Source organism: Nocardioides sp. cx-173, assembly GCF_021117365.1.
Lineage (GTDB): Bacteria > Actinomycetota > Actinomycetes > Propionibacteriales > Nocardioidaceae > Nocardioides.
The window spans coordinates 2,792,501-2,812,381 of sequence record NZ_CP088262.1; the positions used below are offsets into that span (position 1 = coordinate 2,792,501).

Here is a 19,881-nt window from a genome sequence, read left to right on the forward strand (position 1 = left end):
TACTCACCCGTTCGCCGCTCGTGTACCCCCGAAAGGGCCTTACCGCTCGACTTGCATGTGTTAAGCACGCCGCCAGCGTTCGTCCTGAGCCAGGATCAAACTCTCCGTAGAAAATTCAAACCCGACAAAAAACAAACCCTGACAAATAATTGCCAGAATCATTGATTGCCGAAAAAACAACCCAACACCCAAAAGATGAGGGGCATACAAACTAATTCATCGACTATGACACACTGTTGAGTTCTCAAGTATCAGACGCACACCTGACACGACCCGGTGAGGGCTAGCCTGGGGCTGCTGGTCATACTGTCTCCGCACACATCTGCTGCCGGGATCCGACTGCGACCTGAGCCGCACTCGTTCCACCCGTGAGAGTGTCCAGAGGATGGTCACCGGGGCCGGAAGCCCGACCTCTCGGTCTTGCTTCCCGCCGCACCTGGCGACATCCAGAACATTAGAGGACTCCTGCCGGGTTGCACAAATCGGGTGGGGGTGACCCGGGCCACAGATGGCGTTTCCGCAGGTCAGAGGGGGTGTGAGGGCTCTGGCGCGGTCAGGTCGCGGGTGTCGGCGACCGTTCGGCACCCGGCCAGCCGCATCGCCTCGAGCGTCTGGTCCCGCAACACAGCGTTCATCCGGACGACATCCGGCCGCCCGCCCACGAGCGCATAGAGCGGCAGCCGCCCGAGGAAGACCCCGTCGGCGCCCAGGGCCAGGGCGGTGACGACGTCCGCGCCAGAGCGCACTCCCCCGTCGACGTACACCTGTGCCCGGTGCCCGACGGCCGCGCGGACGCCGGCCAGCGCCGCGGCCGTGTCGGCGGCACGGTCGAGCTGGCGCCCGCCGTGGTTGGACACCCAGATCCCCTGGGCCCCCGCGTCCACACAGCGCTGGGCGTCGTCCCCGCGGAGCACGCCCTTGACCACGACCGGGAGACCAGTGCGCCGCGCGAGCCAGTCCAGGTCGTCGGGTCCGAGGTCCATCGCCTTCTCGGAGCCGGGCCTAGCGTCGTAGCCCGCGCCGAAGTTGACCCGGACCAGAGCCGGATCGACCACGTCCCAGACCGAGCGGTCCGCGATGTGCTTCGTCGCGACGACGGGGGTGTCCACCGTGAGCACGACCGCGGCGGCACCGGCCGCCACTGCACTGTCGAGCAGCGGTCCGGCCAGGGCCCGGTCGGCCGGCACGTAGGCCTGCAGCCACCACGTCACCCCGGTCGCGCCGATGTCGGCGAAGGGAGTGCCCGCGTTGCTGGAGACCACCATCAGGCCCCCCACCGCGGCCGTGGCTCGCGCGACGGCCAGCTCGCCGTCGGGGTGGACCGCGCGCTGCAGGGTCGTCGGGGCGACGCCCCAGGGCACGTCGAGCGGCGTGCCAAGCAGCTCGACCCCCAGTCGTACGTCGGTCACGTCGCGCAGGACGTGCGGGTACAGCGGGACCTCCGCCCACGAGCCGACGGCGCGGGCGGCGCTCCGCCCCTCACGCGCCCCCTGGGCGACGTACTCGAACACCGGCGGCGGCAGCCGCTCACTGGCCCGCCCCTCGAGAGAGGCCAGCCAGCGTGCGTCGTCGGCCGCCCGGGTCACCGCACCTCGACGCCGGCGAACTTCTTCTTGCCGCGCCGCAGGACCAGCCAGCCCTCGACCAGGTCCGCGGTGGTGGGCCGCGCCTCCGGGTCCTCGACCCGCTGGTTGTTGAGGTAGGCGCCGCCCTCGGTGATCGTGCGGCGCGCCTCGCCCTTGCTCTTCGCGAGCCCGGTCTCGACCAGCAGGTCGACGACCGACGGGAGCTCGCCACCGGCCGGCACCTCGATCGCGCCGGCCTCGCGCAGCGCCGCCCCGAGCGTGGCGCCGCTGAGCCCGGTCAGCTCACCGCCGCCGAAGAGCGCGGCCGCTGCCGCCTTGGCCTGCTCGGTCTCCTGGGCGCCGTGCACCAGCGTGGTGACCTCGTCGGCCAGCACGCGCTGGCCCTCACGCAGGAACGGCTTCTCGGCGTGCCGCGCCTCGAGCGCCTCGATCTCCTCGCGCGGCAGGAAGGTGAACACCCGCAGCAGCTCGCCGATCTTGGCGTCATCGGCGTTGAGCCAGAACTGGTGGAAGGCGTAGGGCGAGAGCATCTCCGGGTCCAGCCACAGCGCACCGCCGTCGGTCTTGCCGTACTTGGTCCCGTCGGCCTTCGTCATCAGCGGGGTCGCGATGGCGTGCACCTTCGTGCCCAGCGTGCGGCGGATGAGCTCCACGCCCGCGGTGAGGTTGCCCCACTGGTCGGACCCGCCGAACTGCAGCGTGACCCCGTGCTGGCGGTGCAGCTCGAGGTAGTCCATCGACTGCAGCAGCACGTAGCTGAACTCGGTGTAGCTGATGCCCGACTCCAGGCGGCTTCTCACCACGTCGCGCGCCAGCATCCGGTTGACCGGGAAGTGCTTGCCGATGTCGCGCAGGAAGTCGATCGTCGACAGCCCGGCGGTCCAGTCCAGGTTGTTGACCATCGTGGCGGCGTTCGCGCCCTCGAACGACAGGAACGGCTCGATCTGACCCCGCACGCGGCCCACCCAGTCCTGGACGGTCTCCGCGGTGTTCATGACCCTCTCCCCCGCCTCCTTGGGATCCCCGATCATCCCGGTGGCGCCGCCCACGAGGGCGTACGGCGTGTGCCCGGCCGCCTGCAGCCGCTTGGCCGTGAGGATCTGTACGAGATGACCCATGTGCAGGCTCGGCGCGGTGGGGTCGAAGCCGACGTAGAACCGCACGCTCCCCGCGCCGAGGGCCTCGCGCAGCGCGTCGAGGTCCGTCGAGTGGGCGATGAGGCCGCGCCACTCGAGGTCGTCGAGGAGGGTGGGGTCGAGGGTCACGATCGGCCTTTCGTCGTCGGGAGGGCCTCGGGGGCCTTTCCCCCAGCCTGCCGCATCGCCTTCCGCACCGCCCAGCGGGTTACTGACTACCCTTGCGGTCGGGAGGAGGACGTGTGATCGCAGGAAGGTACTCACTCGACCGCGAAATCGGGCGAGGCGGCATGGGCGCGGTGTGGCTCGGACGCGATGAGGTCCTCGGTCGACCCGTCGCGCTCAAACGCATCGGGATGATGCCCGGCGGCAGCAGCCCCGACCTCCTTCGCGCCGAGCGGGAGGCCAGGCTGGCGGCCCGGCTCAACCACCCGCACGTGGTCGCGGTGTTCGACCTCGTGGACGAGGGCGACGCCCAATGGCTGGTGATGGAGTACGTCGAGGGGCGCACCCTCGCCGAGCTCGTCCGCGCCGAGGGCCCCCTTCCCGTCGACCGGGCCGCGCAGATCGTGGTGCAGGCCGCGGAGGCGCTGGCCGCCGCCCACACCGCGGGGATCGTCCACCGCGACGTCAAGCCGTCCAACATCCTGGTGACACCCGAGGGGCAGGTGAAGCTGTCCGACTTCGGCATCGCCCGCGCCGAGGCCGACGCGTCGCTCACCCAGACCGGGCTGGTCACCGGCTCGCCCGCCTACATCTCCCCCGAGGTCGCGTCCGGGCGGCAGGCCACCGACCTCAGCGACGTGTGGTCGCTGGGCGCCACGCTCTACCACGCCCTCGCGGGGCGACCGCCGTACGACATCGGCGACAACGTGATCGGCGGCCTCTACCGGATCGTCCACGAGGACCCGCCGCGCCTGAGCAACGCCGGCTGGCTCACCCCGCTGCTGGAGTCGAGCATGACCGTGGATCCGCAGGGGCGCTGGTCGATGCAGCAGGTCGTGGAGTTCCTGCGCGCGGGACCGACCGCGACCGCGCCCCGGCCGGTCGGCCGGCGTCGCGCCCTCGCTACCGACGGCCCACCGGACGTGGCGCCGTCGACCCAGGTCATGTCGGCCGTCCTCCCCCGCCCGACCGACGACGCCGGGACCCGACCGGCACGCCGCCAGCGCCGGATGCTGCCGGCCGTGGCCGCAGTGGCGGTGCTGGTCCTGGCGACGGTCATCGCGCTCCTGGCCGGGCTCAACCGCGGTGACGACCCGCCCGCCGACCGGGGCACCGCCGGCGATACCCCGTCGACCACGAGCGAGCCGCCCCAGAAGCAGGTCACCGCCGCAGGGATGGAGGAGTTCGGCCGCAGCTATCCGGCCATCGCGAGCTCCGACCCGGGGGCCGGCTTCGAGCTGCTCACGCCCGACTACCAGGCCAGGAGCGACCAGTACGAGGAGGTCTGGAGCGGGATCCAGGATCCCCAGGTCGACGACGTCCGCGCCGACCCGAAGCAGATGACGGTCACCTACACCTACCGCTACGAGCGCAACGGGAACCCGATCACCGAGGAGGTGACGCTCACCTTGGTGGGCACCGACGGCGAGTACAAGATCGCCGACGCCACCTCGCGGAGGCTCTGAGTGGACCCCGAGCTCTACCGCGACATCGTCGAGACCTCCCCCGACGGCATCTGGGTGTTCGACCTGGACGGGCGCACGATCTACGCCAACGCCGCGCTGGCCACGCTGTACGGCGTCACGCGCCGGGAGTTCATGCAGATGAGCGTGGCCGACACGCTGGACGACGAGGGTCGCCGGCACTTCGCCGACCACCTCGCGGCACTGCGGCGCGGAGAGCTCAACGACGGACCGGTCGAGGGCCGGTTCCTCGCCAAGGACGGCTCGCGCCCCTGGATCGAGGTGCTGGAGAGCGGGCTCTACGGCCCTGGCGGCGAGCTGACCGCCGTACTGCACCGGGTCTCGGACGTGAGCGAGCGCCGGCACGCGCTCGAGGAGCTCAGGTCGAGCCGCGTCCGGCTCGACGAGGCACACCGCATCGCCCGGATCGGCAGCTGGGAGTGGGACTACGACCGCTCCCAGATCACCGGGTCGACCGGCCTGGAGGAGATCTACGGGTGGACGCCCGAGGAGGAGCCGCGTGACTTCGAGGAGTTCCTCGAGCGGGTGCACGAGGAGGACCGGCCCCAGGTGATGGAGGCCGTCGCCTCGGCGGGCGACACCGACAGCTTCGTCTGGGTGGCGAGGGTCCAGGGGCCCGACCGGTGGGTGTGGACCCGTGGCCGCGGGCTCGTCCGCCGCGACGCCGACGGCAAGGCCATCGGCCTGTCCGGCACGCACCAGGACATCACCGAGGTCAAGGAGGCGGAGCTGGCGCTCGTCGACCAGGTGAACCAGAACGCCCTGATGCAGGCCGTCGCCAGCGCCGCGAACGAGGCGCACACGCTGCACGACGTGCTGGTCCAGGCCAAGGACCTGGTGCTGCTGCACGACGACTGGCGTCGCGGGCGGGCCTTCCGGGTCATCGACGACGGGGCCGGGATCGAGCCGATCCACCTCAGCGAGGCCGACCGTCTGGAGGACCTGGAGACCCCCGAGGACACCGCCCTGGAGCTCGCGCTCGCCACCGAGGCGATGCACCGCCGCGCGACCGTGTGGAGCGAGGACCGGCTGACGATCGCGTTCACCGTCGCGCACGCCGGCACCCTGCACGCGGTCCTGACGATCATGTCCGACCCGCCGCTCTACCGCCACGACATGATCCAGCAGATGGTGGAGGCGGTCGCCGTCCAGATCGCCCGCGTGTCCGAGCGGGAGGAGGCCCAGCGCGTGGTCGCCGACGCACGGGACGCGGCGATGGCGGCTTCTCGTCAGAAGTCGGAGTTCCTGGCCACGATGAGCCACGAGATCCGCACCCCCCTCAACGGCGTCATCGGGCTCAGCGACCTGCTGCGGCGTACCCGCCTGGACGAGGAGCAGCAGCGCCTGGCGGCCGGTGTGCACGTGGCCAGCCGCGCCCTGCTGAGCGTGATCAACGACGTGCTCGACTTCTCCAAGATCGAGGCCGGCCGGCTGGAGCTCGAGCAGGTCGACTTCGAGGTGCGCCCGCTGCTGGAGCAGGTGGAGAGCGTGCTCGGCGACTCCGCCGCCAGCAAGGGGATCCTGGTCGACGTCCGGTGCGATCCCTCGGTGCCGCTCTCGCTGTGCGGCGACCCGACCCGGCTGGCCCAGGTGCTCGCGAACCTGCTCTCCAACGCGGTGAAGTTCACCGACGCCGGCTCGGTCACGGCGCTCGCCACCGCCCGCATCCAAGGCGACCGCACGGAGCTGTGCGTCGAGGTGCGCGACACCGGCATCGGCGTCGCCCCGGCGACGGTGCCCGCCCTGTTCGCGCCGTTCACCCAGGCCGACTCCTCGACGACGCGGCTCTACGGCGGCACCGGTCTCGGCCTGGCGATCTCGAAGGAGATCGTCGAGGCCTTCGGCGGCCACATCTCCTACGCTCCCAACCTGCCGCGGGGCAGTGTCTTCACCTTCACGGCCTGGCTCAGCAACGTGCTCCGGGGCACGCCGGAGACGAGCACGCCGGTGGGCGAGCCGGCGCCGGCCGTCGCCAGCCCCCATGGCCGGCGGATCCTGGTGGTCGAGGACAACCTGGTCAACCAGATGGTCGCGGCCGGCCTGCTGGAGGCATTGGGCTATGCGGTCGAGGTCGCCGGGGACGGCGTCGCGGCGCTCGAGGTGCTCGCCGATCAGGACTTCGACGCGGTGCTGATGGACGTGCAGATGCCGAAGCTGGACGGGTACGCCGCCACGCGGGCCCTGCGCGCCCGCGAGGGCGAGCGCCGTACTCCCGTCATCGCGATGACCGCCGCCGCGATCGACGGCGAGCGCGAGCGCTGCCTGGAGGCCGGCATGGACGACTTCCTCACCAAGCCGGTCGACCCGGCCGCTCTCGGCCGGACCCTGACGCGCTGGACGGGCGCGCTGCCACCGGGCGGCCGCGCCGTGGGTGATGATGAGCCTGTGCTGCCTCCCACCTCTCCCATCGACGGGCTCGACGTCGAACGGCTCGACATGCTGCGCGACCTCGACGTCGGCAACACCGACTACCTGGACCGAGCGATCAGCAACTTCACCGCCAGGTCGGCCGCCGCGGTCGAGACCATCCGCGGCCACATCCTCGAGGGCGACGCCGACCTCATGCGGCAAGCGGCGCACAAGCTGGCCGGCAGCGCGCTGAACCTCGGCGTAGAGCGCTCGGCGGCCGCCGCGCGGCAGCTCGAGTGGCTGGGTGACTCGGGCACCACCGACGGCGCGCTCGACCTCGTGCCCGCCCTCGAGCGAGCGCTCGAGGAGGGCCGGGCCCTGCTGCGCGCCTACCAGGACAGCTACGGCGGTCCCGGCGCTCATCCGGTCTAGGGTGTCCGCAGCCGGCCCGCACCGGGGGCTCGGGACACGAGGCTCAGGAGATCGTCATGAAGGGCTTGATCGGCATCATCGTCATCGTCTGGCTGGTCATCGGCGCGGCCGCCGCGTTCCAGCGCGGCTACTTCGGCGACGACCGCGACGTCAACTGCAAGACGTTCGGGGACACCGCCCTCACCGTGGTCGCGGGCCCGCTCAACTACATGGGCGTCAACCCGAAGGTCGACTGCAAGACCCCGCAGCCCTCGAAGTAGGGCTCAGGATCCGGCCGGTGGGCCCGGGCGCAGAGGCACTGCCTCGCCCCGTCGCACCGGCCGGATCTGAGTCGGCAGGCCGCGGGTCCGGCAGGCGTCGAGGAAGTCCGGGAGCGGCGAGCGGAAGACCGTGTAGTCGTCGTGGTGGACGGGGACCGTCACCGCGGGCGCGAGCAGCTCGACCAGGTCGGCGCCCTGCTCGCCGTCCATCGTGACCAGGAGCCCCAGCACCCGGGTGCCACCGAGGTGCACGACGGCGGCATCGATCGGACCGGTGCGGTCGGTGACGTCCCTCAGCCACGGGCGGAAGAGCGTGTCCCCCGTGATGTAGACGCGAAACGGCGGGCCGCCGCCCTGGTCGAGCTCGAGCACCGTCCCCATGACCGGGGGCAGGATCCGGCTGGCGACGGCCGGCGCATGCGTGCCCGGGACCGAGGTCACGCGGAGCCGCCACCCGACCTCCTGGAGCTCGACGGTCTCCCAGGTGCTCATCCCGTGCGCGCCCGCGAAGCCCCACGTGCCCAGGCGGCGGCCGGCCTCGGGCGTCGTGAGGATCGGCAGGTCCCGGTCGAGCTCGCGGCGCGCGATGCGGTCGAAGTGGTCGCCGTGCAGGTGTGAGAGCAGGACCGCGTCCAGGTGGGGCAGCTGGGCCGGCTGCAGCGACGGCTCGGTGAGCCGCTTGGAGAACAGGCCCTTGCCGAGGTAGGCCCGCTGTCCTCGATGCAGGAAGTTCGGGTCGGTCAGCAGCGTGAACGGACCCAGCCGCAGCACGGTCGTGGCCGTCCCGACGAACTCCAACGAGAGCGGCGTCTCGTCCGACATGGTGGCTCCTCCTCGGCAGGGGCTGCTGGGTGCCCCTCCCGCGGCACCGGCAAACCCGGCATGGGGCGCCGGAGCCCGGGTACAGGACGGACATGGCGGGTCGAGTGCGGGTCGGCATCTCCGGTTGGACCTACCCCGGCTGGCGCGGCGACTTCTACCCGCGTGGCCTGGTGCAGCGCCGGGAGCTGGAGTACGCCGCCGCGCAGATGAGCTCCATCGAGATCAACGGGTCGTTCTACTCGCTGCAGCGCCCGACGTCGTACGCCGCCTGGCGCGACCAGACGCCGGACGACTTCGTGTTCGCCGTCAAGGGCGGGCGCTACATCACGCACATGAAGAAGCTGCGCGACGTCGAGGCGCCCCTCGCCAACTTCTTCGCCTCCGGCGTGCTCGCGCTGGGGCCCAAGCTCGGCCCGCTGCTGTGGCAACTGCCGGAGAACCTGCCGTTCGACGCCGAGCGACTCGCGGGGTTCTTCGCGCAGCTCCCGAGGACCACGATTGAGGCGGCGGCGCTGGCCGCGGCCCACGACGACAAGGTGCCCGAGGACCGCGCGCTGACGACGGTCGACGCCGACCGGCCGCTGCGCCACGCGCTGGAGTTCCGCAGCGCGACGTACTGCACCCCCGAGGCGTTCGCGCTGATGCGCGAGCACGACGTGGCCTGCGTGGTCGCGGACACCGCCGGCCGCTGGCCGCACGCCGAGGAGCGCACCAGCGACCACCGCTACGTCCGCCTGCACGGCGACACCGAGCTCTACGCCAGCGGCTACAGCGACGAGGCCCTCGACGCCTGGGCCGCGAAGTGCCGTCGCTGGGCGGGCGAGGGCGAGGACGTGTACGTCTACTTCGACAACGACGCGAAGGGACACGCCCCGCACGACGCGGTGCGCCTGATCGAGCGGGTGACGTAGGTCAGAGCGCGCGCAGCCACTCCAGCACCAGGCGGCGCGTGCGCGGGGCCGACCGCTCGAGCGGCAGGGCACTGCCCGCGCCGGGAAGGACGCGGGTGGTCACCTTCTCGCTCGAGGTGAACCTCGCCGCCGCCTGCGCGGCCTGGTTGCGCACCCGGGCGTCGCGGCTGCCCGACAGCAGCAGCACCGGCGCCTCGACGCGGCCCGCGGTGAGCGCCGAGGAGAGCACCACGGAGGCCAGGCTCGTGACGTCGCCGCACGGCGTCGGGTTCCGCCGGCGTACGGCGGTCTGCTGCACGGCGGCGGGGGCGCTGGTGAACAGCAGCGCGCGGTACTGCGCCGCTGTGGCGCCGTACGGCGCGTAGCCGCTCCCCTGCAGGCACGCCGCCCTCTGCTGCTCGGCCTGGCGCAGCGCGAGGTCGGAGAGGTTGGTGCCGGACCACGACATCAGGACCAGCCCGTCGGTGTCGTCGAAGCGCGCGGCCTCCAGCTGGGCGATCGCGCCGCCGACACCGTGCGCCTGGACGACCACGTGGCTCGCGTGCGGGCTGGTGACGCGGCCCTGGGTGAACTCGTAGCGACCCGAGCGCAGGTGCTGCACCACCTGATGGAGCATGTGGGCCTGGGCGTCCAGGCACGTGGCCCTGCCGTTGGGCAGCGGGCTGCCGTCGTACCCGAGCCGGTCGAGCACCAGGGAGGTCTCCCCCTGGCGGGCCAGCTGCGTCGCGTAGTCGTAGCGGGGGTGGCGGCGCAGGTTCCAGAACCAGCCGCCGGTGCCGGCGTCGTGCACCAGCACGTTGACCCGCAGCGGGCCGCCGCGGCCGAGCACGTCGCGCTCCGGACCGACGAGGCGACCGCGCACCCGGTACATCTCCTGGTCGCTCGGGCAGCGCAGCAGCGCCTCGCTGGTGTTCGCCACCTCGAACACGACCTCGCGCGCGATCACCCGCGGCGCCCGCTCCGCCGTCGCCGAGGCCGGCTCCGCGGACGCCGGCACGGCGAGAGCGGCCCCGACCAACGCCAGCAGAGCTACGGACAGGACTGCGGGCAGGAGCCGGTGACCGAGACGCATCTGTTGAACGTACGTCAACAAGGCGCCAGCGTGACAGACCGTCGGTATGTGACACACCCCTCGCCGAGGAGTGCCCGTGCCGCGTTGACTCCCGGCGCCGGCGAGGAAACAGTGTCGGCGATGACGTGGACATGGGGCATCGCCACGGCGGCCGAGCGCGCCGCCGTCTTCGACTTCCCCCAGGTCCTGCTGCTGGTGGCGGGCGCGGTCGGCTCGCTGATCTTCCTCGTCCTGTGGTGGCGCGCCCAGGACGACGAGCCCGACGACCGGTGACCTCGCGGGCGGCGATCGCCTCTTTACGGCCCGCACAACCTGATGGAGACTCGCCTGACCGGCCTCACCGGGGGGACGGTGGTCCTCGGAAGCGAGACAGACATGCAACGACGACTCGGGTCGCTCCTGGCCCTGCTGATCACCCTGAGCGGGCTCACCGCCGTCACGATCATCGCAGCCGCGCCGGCGCACGCGATCTGCGACCACGACCGCACCTACTTCACGACGCCCGACAAGGGCCGCCGGGTCTGGATCCCCACCAACGACTTCTCCGTCTGGAAGAAGGGCGGCTCCATCACCCGCTCGGAGTCGGGGACCAAGTCGACGGCCAGGACCAAGGGCAGGAGCCACAGCATCAGCGTCTCCGGCGAGGTCGGGGCGCAGGTGGGTCCGCTCAGCGCCGGCGTCACGACCACGTACGACGAGACCCACTCGACCTCGACGACCAACGAGTCGAGCATCACCAAGGGCTGGGACTACCACTTCAAGATCCCCGGTGACGGCCTCTACCGCGCCCGCCTCTACAAGCTCGGGTGGATCTACAAGTACAAGCGGGTCGACACCTACCTGGGCGGCTGCAAGCCGAAGAAGACCCGCCTGTACGGAGCCGCCCCGGTCAAGAAGAACACCAACAGCGTCTACTACTGGGCGCGCGAGAAGAAGGCCAACGCGGGCAAGTACCGCTACGACAGCCTCTGAGTGCCCGGCGACGGACACGCATGGTAGGGCGGGTGGGGCTCGAACCCACGACCCAAGGATTATGAGAGAACGCGCCAGGTCCGGATGGGTCCGCGAGGGTCCACCCCGGATCACGCCGTGATGAGCGGCTCCGGCCTACCGTTGAGCGGGATTCGCTCAATTCGCCTCCGACCAGGGCGTACGCGCTCGACCGGTCCTGATCGGAGGCAAGTAGCGCGGGCGTAGCGCGGTCGCCCCGAATCGACTGCCGTGATCGAACCGTGATCGTTGACGGACTGCGTTGGCCCGTCGAGTGTCGTATCGTCGTTCTCGACCGCGAGCCTTCTGGCTCACACGTCGACGCAAGGGATCAAGGAAGCGTCGGCGAGGTTTCCAACCAGGTGGCTGAGCCCGCCCGTTGTCGTCAGTGGTTGCTGGCGGTCCTAGGACAACGAGCGCAAGGCACTCATCCGACAAATGTCGGGCGGGTGCCTTCTCGTCATTTCGGCACTCCCCCGGCGCGACCGAGGGGAGAGCCCTATGACCACCAAAAAGTCACCCACCACACCTCACCGGCTGCTGTACAGCCGCGCAGAGACCGCCGAACTGCTCGGAGTTCCGGTGCGACTCCTGAAGCGCTGGCAGCTCGCCGGGAAGCTCCGCGCTACAAAGCCCGGAGGCGTCAAGGGCCAAGTGTTCTTCACCCGCGCCGAGATCGAACGCTTCCTCAAGGACTTCACGTCCTGACTTCTGCATCAATGGCCCGCGCTCTCTTCGCAGAGTCGTCCTGGCAGTGACTGGCGTTTCGTAGTTACCGAAGCGAGGCCGGAAAGGGGCCTCGCTAACCGATGGGAGTCGAGATGGCACGTCCACAGATCGGAGTGGCTCGCAAGTTCGTCCTGCCAATGGACCTGCTGGTCGAGCTGAGGCTGCTCGCCGCGTACCGGGGTGAGCCGATGGCCGAAACCGTCCGAGTCGCGCTCGCTGAGTTCGTGGCTCGTAGCAAGAAGGCGAGGCGAGCCGCGTGACCCGTGCTCGCTTCGTCAGCAATCAAGACCTCGCCCGGATGCAGGCGAGCTACGCCCACCTTCAAGGAGCAGAAGTGAGTCAGCAGCCGAACACCGGCGTCGGGATCAACCGGCGCGTACGTGACAACAGTGGGGCGAAGTCGCGCGCCGCAGGCCTTCGCGAAAAGGTCAATGAAGCCATTGACCTTGCTGAACAGGCGATCCGCCGCGAGCAGCAACTAGCAGACGGCCAGCGAGCTGCCCGCAATCAGGATGTGCGCCGCGCTAGTGCACTCACCAACCCGAGGGCGGTGCGGTGATGAAGCCGGATTCTCTGGGGGCGGCGCTCACCCCAACTCTGGCCGATTTCGTCAGATGGCTCGAGAACCAGCCAGGGCTCAGCGACAACCAACGCCGTGCCGCCGAGCGGACGCGCGACGCCTACCGTCGCAGCCTGATCGACAAGATGAGGAGGGTCTACGAGGACGGCGCCTCGCACAACGAGCGCGAGCAAGAGACCGCTGATCGAGTCCTCGACAAGCTGTCTGACCTCATGGACGACGCCATCGAGCGCAACAGGCGGGGCGAGATCGATGGCAACGAGCTGCTCGCGATCACAGCCGAAGTCGAACGGGACGCGCGTCGCGCCGAGGCCATGAGCGAGGCCGCCCAAGCGGTCGAGGCCCGCGGCTGGGATGAGGTCTCACTGTCCCCTGAGCAGTGGCAGCTCCAGGCGCTGAACAGGTTCCCCGCCCTCAAGCAGCGGCTGCCTCGCATCACCGATGCAGTACTCGAAGGCCGCGAGAACCCGAAGTTCTGACGTGCTGCGGGGCCGGTGGAACGTGCCGACCGGCCCCGCCTGAGTTCAGAGGAGGAACTCAATGAACCCGATTCTAGATCGACCCCAGGGCGGGCCGCTGGCGCCAAGGCTCGACATCATCCGCTGGGTCGAGCCGCTGCCCGACAGCCTCGGTGAGCCGCCCCTGTCGTCATGGCTGGTGGACGTCGCTCTCGGCGGCAAGCGCCGCAAGCCCGTCCACGTCGTGCGTCGTCTGCTGCGGCAGCAAGCGCCCACCTTCGACGCAGACCCAGACCGTGCACTAGCCGAAGCCATTATGCGCCCCTGGGCGGTGCACGGACTCGAGATACGTCCGCCCGCAGCAATGACGCGCCGGTGGTCGAAGTCGAGCGAACCGGACTCATATGTCTGGTTCCGCGACCAGTGGCACTTCCGCTACGGCCACACCGTCGTTGAGTCCGGTCTGCACGGAGACCGTCGGCTCCCCCAGAGGCCGAAGGGTTTCCGCTGATGGCCGGCCGCAAAGTGCGTCAGTACGTCTACACAGATCTCGCCGGGAAGCCCAAGCTACGCAAGCTCCGCATGGCGCCCAAGGCGTTCTGCATGGAGTCGTGGGTCGCGGGGGAACACGAGTTCTGGGCTCGGGGCATCCGACCGGAACAAGAGGCATTCGCGGACAAGGCGATGTACCACCTACCTGAGTTGGTGTGGGCGCTCCGCGCTGATGAACTGGTCTGGTGGTCTGAAGGCGAGAAGGACGCCGACGCCCTCCGTGGGGTAGGGGCGGTAGCGACGACCCACTGGCAAGGTGCGCTCCATGCAACCCGCGATCAGGCTAGGTGGTTCGTTCAGGGGCATGGGCCGATCCGGCTAGCAGTCGACGTCGACAAGTCGGGTGCGGGCGCCGCGTGCGCTATCGAGCGCAAACGCCTCCTGCTGTATGTCGGCGTAGAGCGCTCTCGCATCCAGATCGTCGCCCCTCCCCGCCCCCACAAGGATGCCGCTGAGGCAGTCGAGGCGGGTCGCCCGCTGACGGCATTCCGTAAGCCGAACGAGAGCGCGATGACCAAACTCGCAGCCGACTACACGACCACTCGCCGCAAGCATCGCGAGTCCAGCGACTGGCTCGCCTCATGAGCACGCCGAAGCGAAAGCCCAGGCCCAGCGGTGCGGTACTCGATGATGTCGAGGCGGCGCTGAGGATGTATGTGATCCTGCCGAACGAGAACGCATACGTGACCGTCGTCCTGTGGATCGCAGCCACCCATGGCATCCGTTCGTGGGAGTACGCGCCACGTCTCTGCGTCATCTCCCCGGAGAAGCGCTGCGGCAAGACACGGCTACTCGACGTGATCGAGCACCTGTGCCACAAGCCGATGGCGACCGTGAATGCGAGCGTCGCCGCCGTCACTCGGTCACTCGATATGAAGGCACCGCCGACTCTGCTGGTGGACGAGGCAGACAGCATCTTCGGGACCAAGCGAGCCGCAGAGAACCACGAGGACCTGCGTGGCATCCTCAACGCCGGTCACCAGCGCGGCAAGTACGTCATGCGCTGGGACGTCACGACGCACTCGCTAGAGAAGCTCTCATCGTTTGCGATGGTGGCGCTCGCCTCGATCAAGGACCTCCCCGACACGATCATGGACCGGGGCCCGGTGATCCGGATGCGGCGTCGGGCGAACGGCGAGGCCGTGGCTCCGTTCCGCGGCCGCCGCGACGGCACATACGTTCTGCTGCCGCTCGCTAAGCGCCTGTCGACGTGGGTCGCCGCGCAGAAGTTCCCGGACGAGGTGCCAGGGATGCCGGTGGAGGACCGAGCCGCAGACAACTGGGAGCCCCTGATCGCTGTGGCCGACGCCGCTGGGGGCGACTGGCCAGAGCGCGCTCGTCTCGCGGCGAAGGTCATGACGGAGACGGAGGCCGGTGTGGCTCAGGAGTCGTTCGGCCTAGAGCTGCTGCGGGATATCGAGAAGGTCTGGCCGACGAAGGCGAAGGCAACCCACACGACCGACCTCCTGTCTGCGCTGCATGGCCTCGATGAAAGCCCCTGGGGCAACTACCACGGCTCCCCGCTCACGGCCCACGAACTGGGCCGCCTGCTGAAGCCGTACGGGGTGAAGTCGTTCGACGTGAAGCTGGCAGGCACTAACAAGAAGGGCTATCGACTGGTCGGGCGACCGGATCCGAAGTCGAAGGTGCTGGAGGGCGGACTGGCTGACGCGTGGAAGCGCTACCTCCCGGACGCCGAAGGTAGCGGAGGGGTAGCGGACGAATGAGCGGCGTCCGCTACCTCCCGAGACCGCCTCCGACCAGGGGAAACAGCGTCGAGGTAGCGGAGGTAGCCCCGGTAGCGCTTAGGGCGCGTAGAGGTGGTCTTCCCCTTCCTCTATCGAGCTTTCCTCGAAGCACATATCTGACATTGCAGAGAGGTAGGGGTTCGGGCGACCAGCGCACGCGCCTAGTCCGCTACCTCCGCTACCAGCGCTACCTCGGGGCTGTAACGCCTGGTCAGACGGCCTATTCGCGGGTAGCGCTCGGCCTCAGAGCCTCCGCTACCCAAGCGCTACCTCAACGAGAGAAGGAGAGTTCGTTATGCCCAAGAAGGTGAAGACACAGACCGAGACCGCAGCCGAAGTAGCGGTGTCGAAGAAGCAGGCGAAGGGACGAGCAAGGACCAACAGACCCAAGGACGCCGACAAGAGCAAGGCCGGGAAGGCGTCTGCCGCTGCACGTAAGGCGAAACGGGAGAAGGGCGAGCCGATCGCGAGGCCGTGTAGTGCGCGCCGCACGAACGGAGAACCATGCAAGAACTCCGCGATTCGTGGCGGAACCGTGTGCGCTCGACACGGCGGCTCAGCTCCACAGGTCCGTGCCGCTGCCAACCGCAGGCTCGTGGAGATGGTGCTGCCTGCGATGAAGGAGCTCCACATCATCCTCACCAAGCCGGACACCGCCGACGCCGACAAACTCAAGGCCATCAGCATGGTGCTGAATCGAAGTGGATACTCCGAGCGGCAGCAGATCGACATCGGCCTGCGCGAGCCGACGCCCTGGGACGACCTGGAGACCTCCGCCTTTACGACGATCCTGCGCGGTCGCGAGAACGTCATCGACGAGTCCCCCACCCCACAACTCAGCGATGCCCAGCGGGAGGCCCTGGCTTCTGGGGGTGGGGATGAGGAGGACGAGGAAGCACTCGCAGCCTTCCTCGCGCACCGCGAGCGAACAAAGGCCCGCGAGGCTGAGACGCGGCTCACGAACGACGGGCACGACGTCGTCACCGGTGAGGTAGTCGACGGCCCACCACCGGACTCCGACCTGTTCGGCTACCCGAAGACTCGCGCCCAGCGGCTAGCGGAGTCCGGTCAGCCGACCGAGCACGACCCAGACGGCCACCGCTCCGACGAGGAGTGGTTCGAGGACTACGAACGCCGGGTCCGCGAGGCCGTCGAGGACCGGGACTAGGCGCGATGCACGCCCCATGCACGGCCCTCTCGCGTGCCGGGAGCCCGTCGCCGGGGCTAGGACGCCTCCGAGGCTGCGTACGGGCTGCAGATCGGCGCTCGATCCGGAGGGTTACGGCGGCTACTGACCGTCTCCCGCCGTAACCCGCCGACTGGCGTAGCGTCACGTCGTGTAGTTGAGCAATCAACTACCTGACCGAGGAGCCGAAATAAACGAGAGCTACCCCCTGGGATCAACGATGAAGTTCACGCCGGATGAGGGAGCGGAAGTTGCCTTCTCCCCCGCCCCCATCAGCAAGGCCGACGCTCGACAGATCGGCCTCGCGTTCTGCGAGGCGAGCGAGCCCGAGCGTGAGGCGCTGCTGGCGGACCTCGGACCGCTGATGGTCCGGCGCAGCCTGCTCGTGTTCAGCAACCTGGCTGCTCGGATGGGCGAGCCCGACGCAGCCGCGTACGCACGGGACCTCCGCAGCGGCATCACGGCGCTCCGCGTCTACAAGACCGAGGCCGCGTCGTGAAGGTCGTCGGCTACGTGCGGCTGTCGAAGGGCTCGGCTAACGGCCACTCTCTCGACGGCCAGCGCGAGAGCATCCAGCAGTGGGCCAAGGCGAACGGCCACGACCTCGTGACGGTGGTGGCCGAGGTCGCGAGCGCCAAGACCCCTCACAAACTCGCTGGTCGGCGCCTCGCTATCGCCGCGATCAAAGCGGGCATGGCTGAGGGTCTGGTCGTGCGGGACCTCGACCGGGTGACGCGCTCGATCATTGACGGCGCAGACCTCCTGGAGGACGCCAAGCTGAATGGCTGGCGGCTGCTCGGTGCTGTCGATGGTCTCGACACCGGAGACCCGGAGCAGGAGTTCAGCACCAACATCAAGATCGCCGTCGCTCAGGAGGAGCGCCGGAAGATTGCACGACGCACTCGCGACGGACTCGCTACCGCTCGCCGCAACGGTCAGCGGCTCGGCAAGCCCAAGCAGATCGACCCGGACCTAGAGGCCCGCATCGTGCGTCTGGCTCGGAAGGGCAGCAGCGGCTACAAGATCGCCCAGAGGCTCACGGCAGAAGGCGTCCCGACACCCCAGGGCAAGACGACGTGGAGCCCTTCGGTCGTGCGGGACGTGATCGCCCGCAACACGAAGGTCGCCTCATGAAGACGGGGAACAACCCTGGGTCACCAGCGGAGTACGTGATTCTTGCGGGGAGTTCCAAGGACGGCCAACCGCACGGCGGCAGCGACGACCGACCGCCCGAGATGGCGAACCGCCGCGTCCAGATCGCCAAGACCAACCACCCGGCCACGGACCGCTGGCTCGTCCTGACGACCGTCCGCATCGCGCCCTCCCCTCTGTATCGGGTGGGGGTCGTGGACGGGCTCAACCGCCCCGTCAGCCCAGCCAGCGACTACCCGACTCTGCGGCGCGCTCACAACGCCGCCAACAAGCTCCACGAACAACTCACCAAGGAGAACTGATGAGCACGCAGCCCCGCGCCTGGGTCCGCGAGAACCACCGCAGCAAGACCGAGAAGCGCCACCCCAGCAAGAAGCGGTGGGAGGTCGTGTACCTCGACCCGACCACACGCAAGCGCAGGACCAAGGGCGGGTTCCGTACCAAGCAGGCAGCGCAGGAGTGGGCAGACGAGTTCACGTCAACAGCGCGCCACGGGCAATGGGTGGACCCGGACCTCGGAGGGGTGACGTTCGCAAAGCTCGCTGGCGAATGGCTAGCAGCGCAGCACTTCGACCGGCGCCACACCGCGAACGGCTACCGACGCATCATCACGGGGAACAACGACCTGACGCGGACGTTCGGGGACGCGCCCATCTCGTCGATCACGCACGAATCCGTGAGCCGCTTCATCAAGGAGACCGCGCTCACCAAGGCACCGCAGACGGTCCGCCACCAGTTCTACGTGCTGCGGATGGTGCTGGACTTCGCCGTGTACAACCGACGCCTCACCCTCAACCCGGCTCGGACAATCGACCCGAAGCGACTCCCACGCAACAAGAAGATGCACGTTCACGAGGAACAGCGCTACCCGCTCACGCTCGCGGAGACCGAGCGCATCATCGAGGAGAGTCCCGGGGAGTGGTGGGGTTTGAGGGCTGGCGGCGAGGCGTGAAGACGTAGACGGCCATCGGCGGGATCTTCGGTGTGTATCGACCAAGAGACACATTGAAGGAGAGCCACCGATGGCCTTGCCACAGTCTGCCCTGTCCGAACTCCTCGAGGCGTTCCGTGCCGGTGATGGCGCCGATCTGGTCCGCGACTCGGTCCGGGTCGCGCTTCAGGAGTTGATTGAGCTCGAAGCCGCCGAACGGATCGGTGCCGCACCGTATGAGCGCACCGATGGCCGCGTCACTGAGCGCAACGGCCACCGGCCGCGGATGCTGACCACCAAGGCCGGCGACGTCGAGCTGCGGATCCCGAAGCTGCGCAAGGGGTCGTTCTTCCCGATCATCCTCGAGCCCCGCCGCCGCATCGACCAAGCGTTGTACGCGGTGGTGATGGAGGCCTACGTCCACGGCATCAGCACCCGCAGCGTCGACGACCTGGTCGAAGCGATGGGCGGGGCCGGGATCAGCAAGTCCGAGGTCTCGCGGATCTGCGCCGGCCTGGACGAGACCGTCGGCGCGTTCCGCACCCGGACTCTGGATCACGTCGAGTTCCCCTACATCTACCTGGATGCGACCTACCTCCACGTCCGCAACGCCCCGGGCAAGGGCGGCCAGGTCGTGTCGATGGCCGTCATCGTCGCCACTGGCGTCACCGCGACCGGCGAGCGAGAGATCCTCGGCCTGGACGTCGGTGACAGCGAGGACGAGATCTTCTGGCGCAGCTTCCTGCTCAGCCTCAAGCAACGCGGCCTGGCCGGGGTGCGGCTGGTGATCAGCGACCAGCACTCCGGCCTGGTCAAGGCGTTGAAGCGGGCCTTCCAGGGTGTCGCGCACCAGAGGTGTCGGGTCCACTTCGCCCGCAACCTGCTCGCGCACGTGCCCAAGGGCCAGGCCGAGCTGGTGGCGACTGCGTTCCGGATGATCTTTGCCCAACCCACCGCCGAGGACGTCCACGCGGCGTGGGACAAGACCCGCGACGAGCTCGCCGCCCGGTTTCCCAAGCTCGGGCCCCTGATGGACGACGCGAAGGCCGAGGTGCTCGCGTTCACTGCGTTCCCGCGCGAGCACTGGCGCAAGATCTGGTCCACCAACCCCCTCGAGCGGGTCAACAAGGAGATCAAGCGCCGCTCCCGGGTCGTGGGCATCTTCCCCAACGCCGCCGCGGTCATCCGCCTTGTCGGGGCGGTGCTGATCGACATGCACGACGAGTGGATCGCCGGCGACCGCCGCTACCTGTCCGAGGGGTCTATGGCCAAGCTCTACGACACCAGCGATACTGACTCCGTCGCCGCCATCGAGAGCAGCGACGTGTAGGCACTGAG

22 protein-coding genes and 1 rRNA gene (1 of these 23 running past the window's edge) are annotated in these 19,881 nt (G+C 69.2%); 18 read left to right on the forward strand and 5 right to left on the reverse strand.

Translation table 11 applies throughout. The annotated features are described in order from the left end of the window. The 3 genes from LQ940_RS13495 to tyrS all read right to left on the reverse strand — a co-directional run. Positions 1 to 111, reverse strand: a 16S ribosomal RNA gene (locus LQ940_RS13495) (it extends 1,422 nt beyond the left edge of the window). A gap of 413 nt (positions 112 to 524) precedes the next feature. After that, positions 525 to 1,586: an alpha-hydroxy acid oxidase gene (locus LQ940_RS13500; RefSeq protein ID WP_231245197.1), complete on the reverse strand. Its 1,062-nt coding sequence runs from the start codon at positions 1,584 to 1,586 to the stop codon at positions 525 to 527. Continuing rightward, on the reverse strand, positions 1,583 to 2,851 hold the full coding sequence (tyrS, locus tag LQ940_RS13505; RefSeq protein WP_231245196.1) for a tyrosine--tRNA ligase: 1,269 nt from the start codon (positions 2,849 to 2,851) through the stop codon (positions 1,583 to 1,585). The genes LQ940_RS13500 and tyrS overlap by 4 nt, the downstream gene beginning before the upstream one ends. A gap of 113 nt (positions 2,852 to 2,964) precedes the next feature. On the opposite strand from tyrS, the gene LQ940_RS13510 reads away from it, so the two are divergent. Genes LQ940_RS13510 through LQ940_RS13520 form a run of 3 tightly spaced genes read left to right on the forward strand, consistent with a single transcriptional unit; the run spans position 2,965 to position 7,412 of the window. Next, positions 2,965 to 4,353, forward strand: a complete 1,389-nt coding sequence (locus LQ940_RS13510; RefSeq protein ID WP_269217212.1) for a serine/threonine-protein kinase — start codon at positions 2,965 to 2,967, stop codon at positions 4,351 to 4,353. After that, on the forward strand, positions 4,354 to 7,152 hold the full coding sequence (locus LQ940_RS13515; protein ID WP_231245194.1) for an ATP-binding protein: 2,799 nt from the start codon (positions 4,354 to 4,356) through the stop codon (positions 7,150 to 7,152). 56 nt (positions 7,153 to 7,208) lie between these two features. Further along, positions 7,209 to 7,412 carry a hypothetical protein gene (locus LQ940_RS13520; protein ID WP_231245193.1) on the forward strand — a complete coding sequence of 68 codons (204 nt, stop codon included), beginning with the start codon at positions 7,209 to 7,211 and terminating at the stop codon, positions 7,410 to 7,412. A 3-nt stretch (positions 7,413 to 7,415) separates the two neighbouring features. Here the strand turns inward: LQ940_RS13520 and LQ940_RS13525 are convergent, their stop codons facing one another. After that, positions 7,416 to 8,234 carry an MBL fold metallo-hydrolase gene (locus LQ940_RS13525; protein WP_231245192.1) on the reverse strand — a complete coding sequence of 273 codons (819 nt, stop codon included), beginning with the start codon at positions 8,232 to 8,234 and terminating at the stop codon, positions 7,416 to 7,418. A gap of 92 nt (positions 8,235 to 8,326) precedes the next feature. Here LQ940_RS13525 and LQ940_RS13530 point away from each other — a divergent pair, with 92 nt between their 5' ends. Next, positions 8,327 to 9,145 carry a DUF72 domain-containing protein gene (locus tag LQ940_RS13530; RefSeq protein WP_231245191.1) on the forward strand — a complete coding sequence of 273 codons (819 nt, stop codon included), beginning with the start codon at positions 8,327 to 8,329 and terminating at the stop codon, positions 9,143 to 9,145. Between the two features lies 1 nt (position 9,146). Here the strand turns inward: LQ940_RS13530 and LQ940_RS13535 are convergent, their stop codons facing one another. Then, entirely contained in the window at positions 9,147 to 10,217 is a 1,071-nt protein-coding gene (locus LQ940_RS13535; RefSeq protein ID WP_231245190.1) for an alpha/beta hydrolase, read from the reverse strand. Between the two features lie 120 nt (positions 10,218 to 10,337). Between LQ940_RS13535 and LQ940_RS13540 the strand changes: the two genes are divergently transcribed. The 14 genes from LQ940_RS13540 to LQ940_RS13605 all read left to right on the forward strand — a co-directional run bounded on the left by LQ940_RS13540 (position 10,338) and on the right by LQ940_RS13605 (position 19,873). Beyond that, positions 10,338 to 10,490, forward strand: a complete 153-nt coding sequence (locus LQ940_RS13540) for a hypothetical protein (protein ID WP_231245189.1) — start codon at positions 10,338 to 10,340, stop codon at positions 10,488 to 10,490. A gap of 102 nt (positions 10,491 to 10,592) precedes the next feature. Beyond that, positions 10,593 to 11,189: a hypothetical protein gene (locus LQ940_RS13545; RefSeq protein ID WP_231245188.1), complete on the forward strand. Its 597-nt coding sequence runs from the start codon at positions 10,593 to 10,595 to the stop codon at positions 11,187 to 11,189. 519 nt (positions 11,190 to 11,708) lie between these two features. Beyond that, a complete protein-coding gene (locus LQ940_RS13550; protein ID WP_231245187.1) occupies positions 11,709 to 11,915 on the forward strand; it encodes a helix-turn-helix domain-containing protein in 207 nt (68 codons plus the stop codon). 277 nt (positions 11,916 to 12,192) lie between these two features. Continuing rightward, entirely contained in the window at positions 12,193 to 12,495 is a 303-nt protein-coding gene (locus LQ940_RS13555) for a hypothetical protein (RefSeq protein ID WP_231245186.1), read from the forward strand. Next, a complete protein-coding gene (locus LQ940_RS13560; RefSeq protein WP_231245185.1) occupies positions 12,492 to 12,995 on the forward strand; it encodes a hypothetical protein in 504 nt (167 codons plus the stop codon). Before LQ940_RS13555 ends, LQ940_RS13560 begins: the two co-directional genes overlap by 4 nt. Positions 12,996 to 13,056: 61 nt before the next feature. Beyond that, positions 13,057 to 13,485: a hypothetical protein gene (locus LQ940_RS13565; protein ID WP_231245184.1), complete on the forward strand. Its 429-nt coding sequence runs from the start codon at positions 13,057 to 13,059 to the stop codon at positions 13,483 to 13,485. Next, positions 13,485 to 14,111, forward strand: a complete 627-nt coding sequence (locus LQ940_RS13570) for a hypothetical protein (RefSeq protein WP_231245183.1) — start codon at positions 13,485 to 13,487, stop codon at positions 14,109 to 14,111. Before LQ940_RS13565 ends, LQ940_RS13570 begins: the two co-directional genes overlap by 1 nt. Next, positions 14,108 to 15,253: a DUF3631 domain-containing protein gene (locus LQ940_RS13575; RefSeq protein ID WP_231245182.1), complete on the forward strand. Its 1,146-nt coding sequence runs from the start codon at positions 14,108 to 14,110 to the stop codon at positions 15,251 to 15,253. The genes LQ940_RS13570 and LQ940_RS13575 overlap by 4 nt, the downstream gene beginning before the upstream one ends. A gap of 316 nt (positions 15,254 to 15,569) precedes the next feature. Further along, positions 15,570 to 16,442, forward strand: a complete 873-nt coding sequence (locus LQ940_RS13580) for a hypothetical protein (RefSeq protein ID WP_231245181.1) — start codon at positions 15,570 to 15,572, stop codon at positions 16,440 to 16,442. Positions 16,443 to 16,680: 238 nt separating this feature from the next. Continuing rightward, positions 16,681 to 16,959, forward strand: a complete 279-nt coding sequence (locus tag LQ940_RS13585; RefSeq protein WP_231245180.1) for a hypothetical protein — start codon at positions 16,681 to 16,683, stop codon at positions 16,957 to 16,959. Further along, on the forward strand, positions 16,956 to 17,594 hold the full coding sequence (locus LQ940_RS13590) for a recombinase family protein (protein ID WP_231245179.1): 639 nt from the start codon (positions 16,956 to 16,958) through the stop codon (positions 17,592 to 17,594). Before LQ940_RS13585 ends, LQ940_RS13590 begins: the two co-directional genes overlap by 4 nt. After that, positions 17,591 to 17,914 (forward strand): hypothetical protein, encoded by a 324-nt coding sequence (locus LQ940_RS13595; protein WP_231245178.1) that lies wholly within the window; start codon positions 17,591 to 17,593, stop codon positions 17,912 to 17,914. Before LQ940_RS13590 ends, LQ940_RS13595 begins: the two co-directional genes overlap by 4 nt. Then, a complete protein-coding gene (locus LQ940_RS13600) occupies positions 17,914 to 18,564 on the forward strand; it encodes a phage integrase central domain-containing protein (protein WP_231245177.1) in 651 nt (216 codons plus the stop codon). Before LQ940_RS13595 ends, LQ940_RS13600 begins: the two co-directional genes overlap by 1 nt. Positions 18,565 to 18,634: 70 nt before the next feature. After that, positions 18,635 to 19,873 (forward strand): IS256 family transposase, encoded by a 1,239-nt coding sequence (locus tag LQ940_RS13605; RefSeq protein WP_231245225.1) that lies wholly within the window; start codon positions 18,635 to 18,637, stop codon positions 19,871 to 19,873. The last annotated feature ends 8 nt before the right edge of the window (positions 19,874 to 19,881 follow it).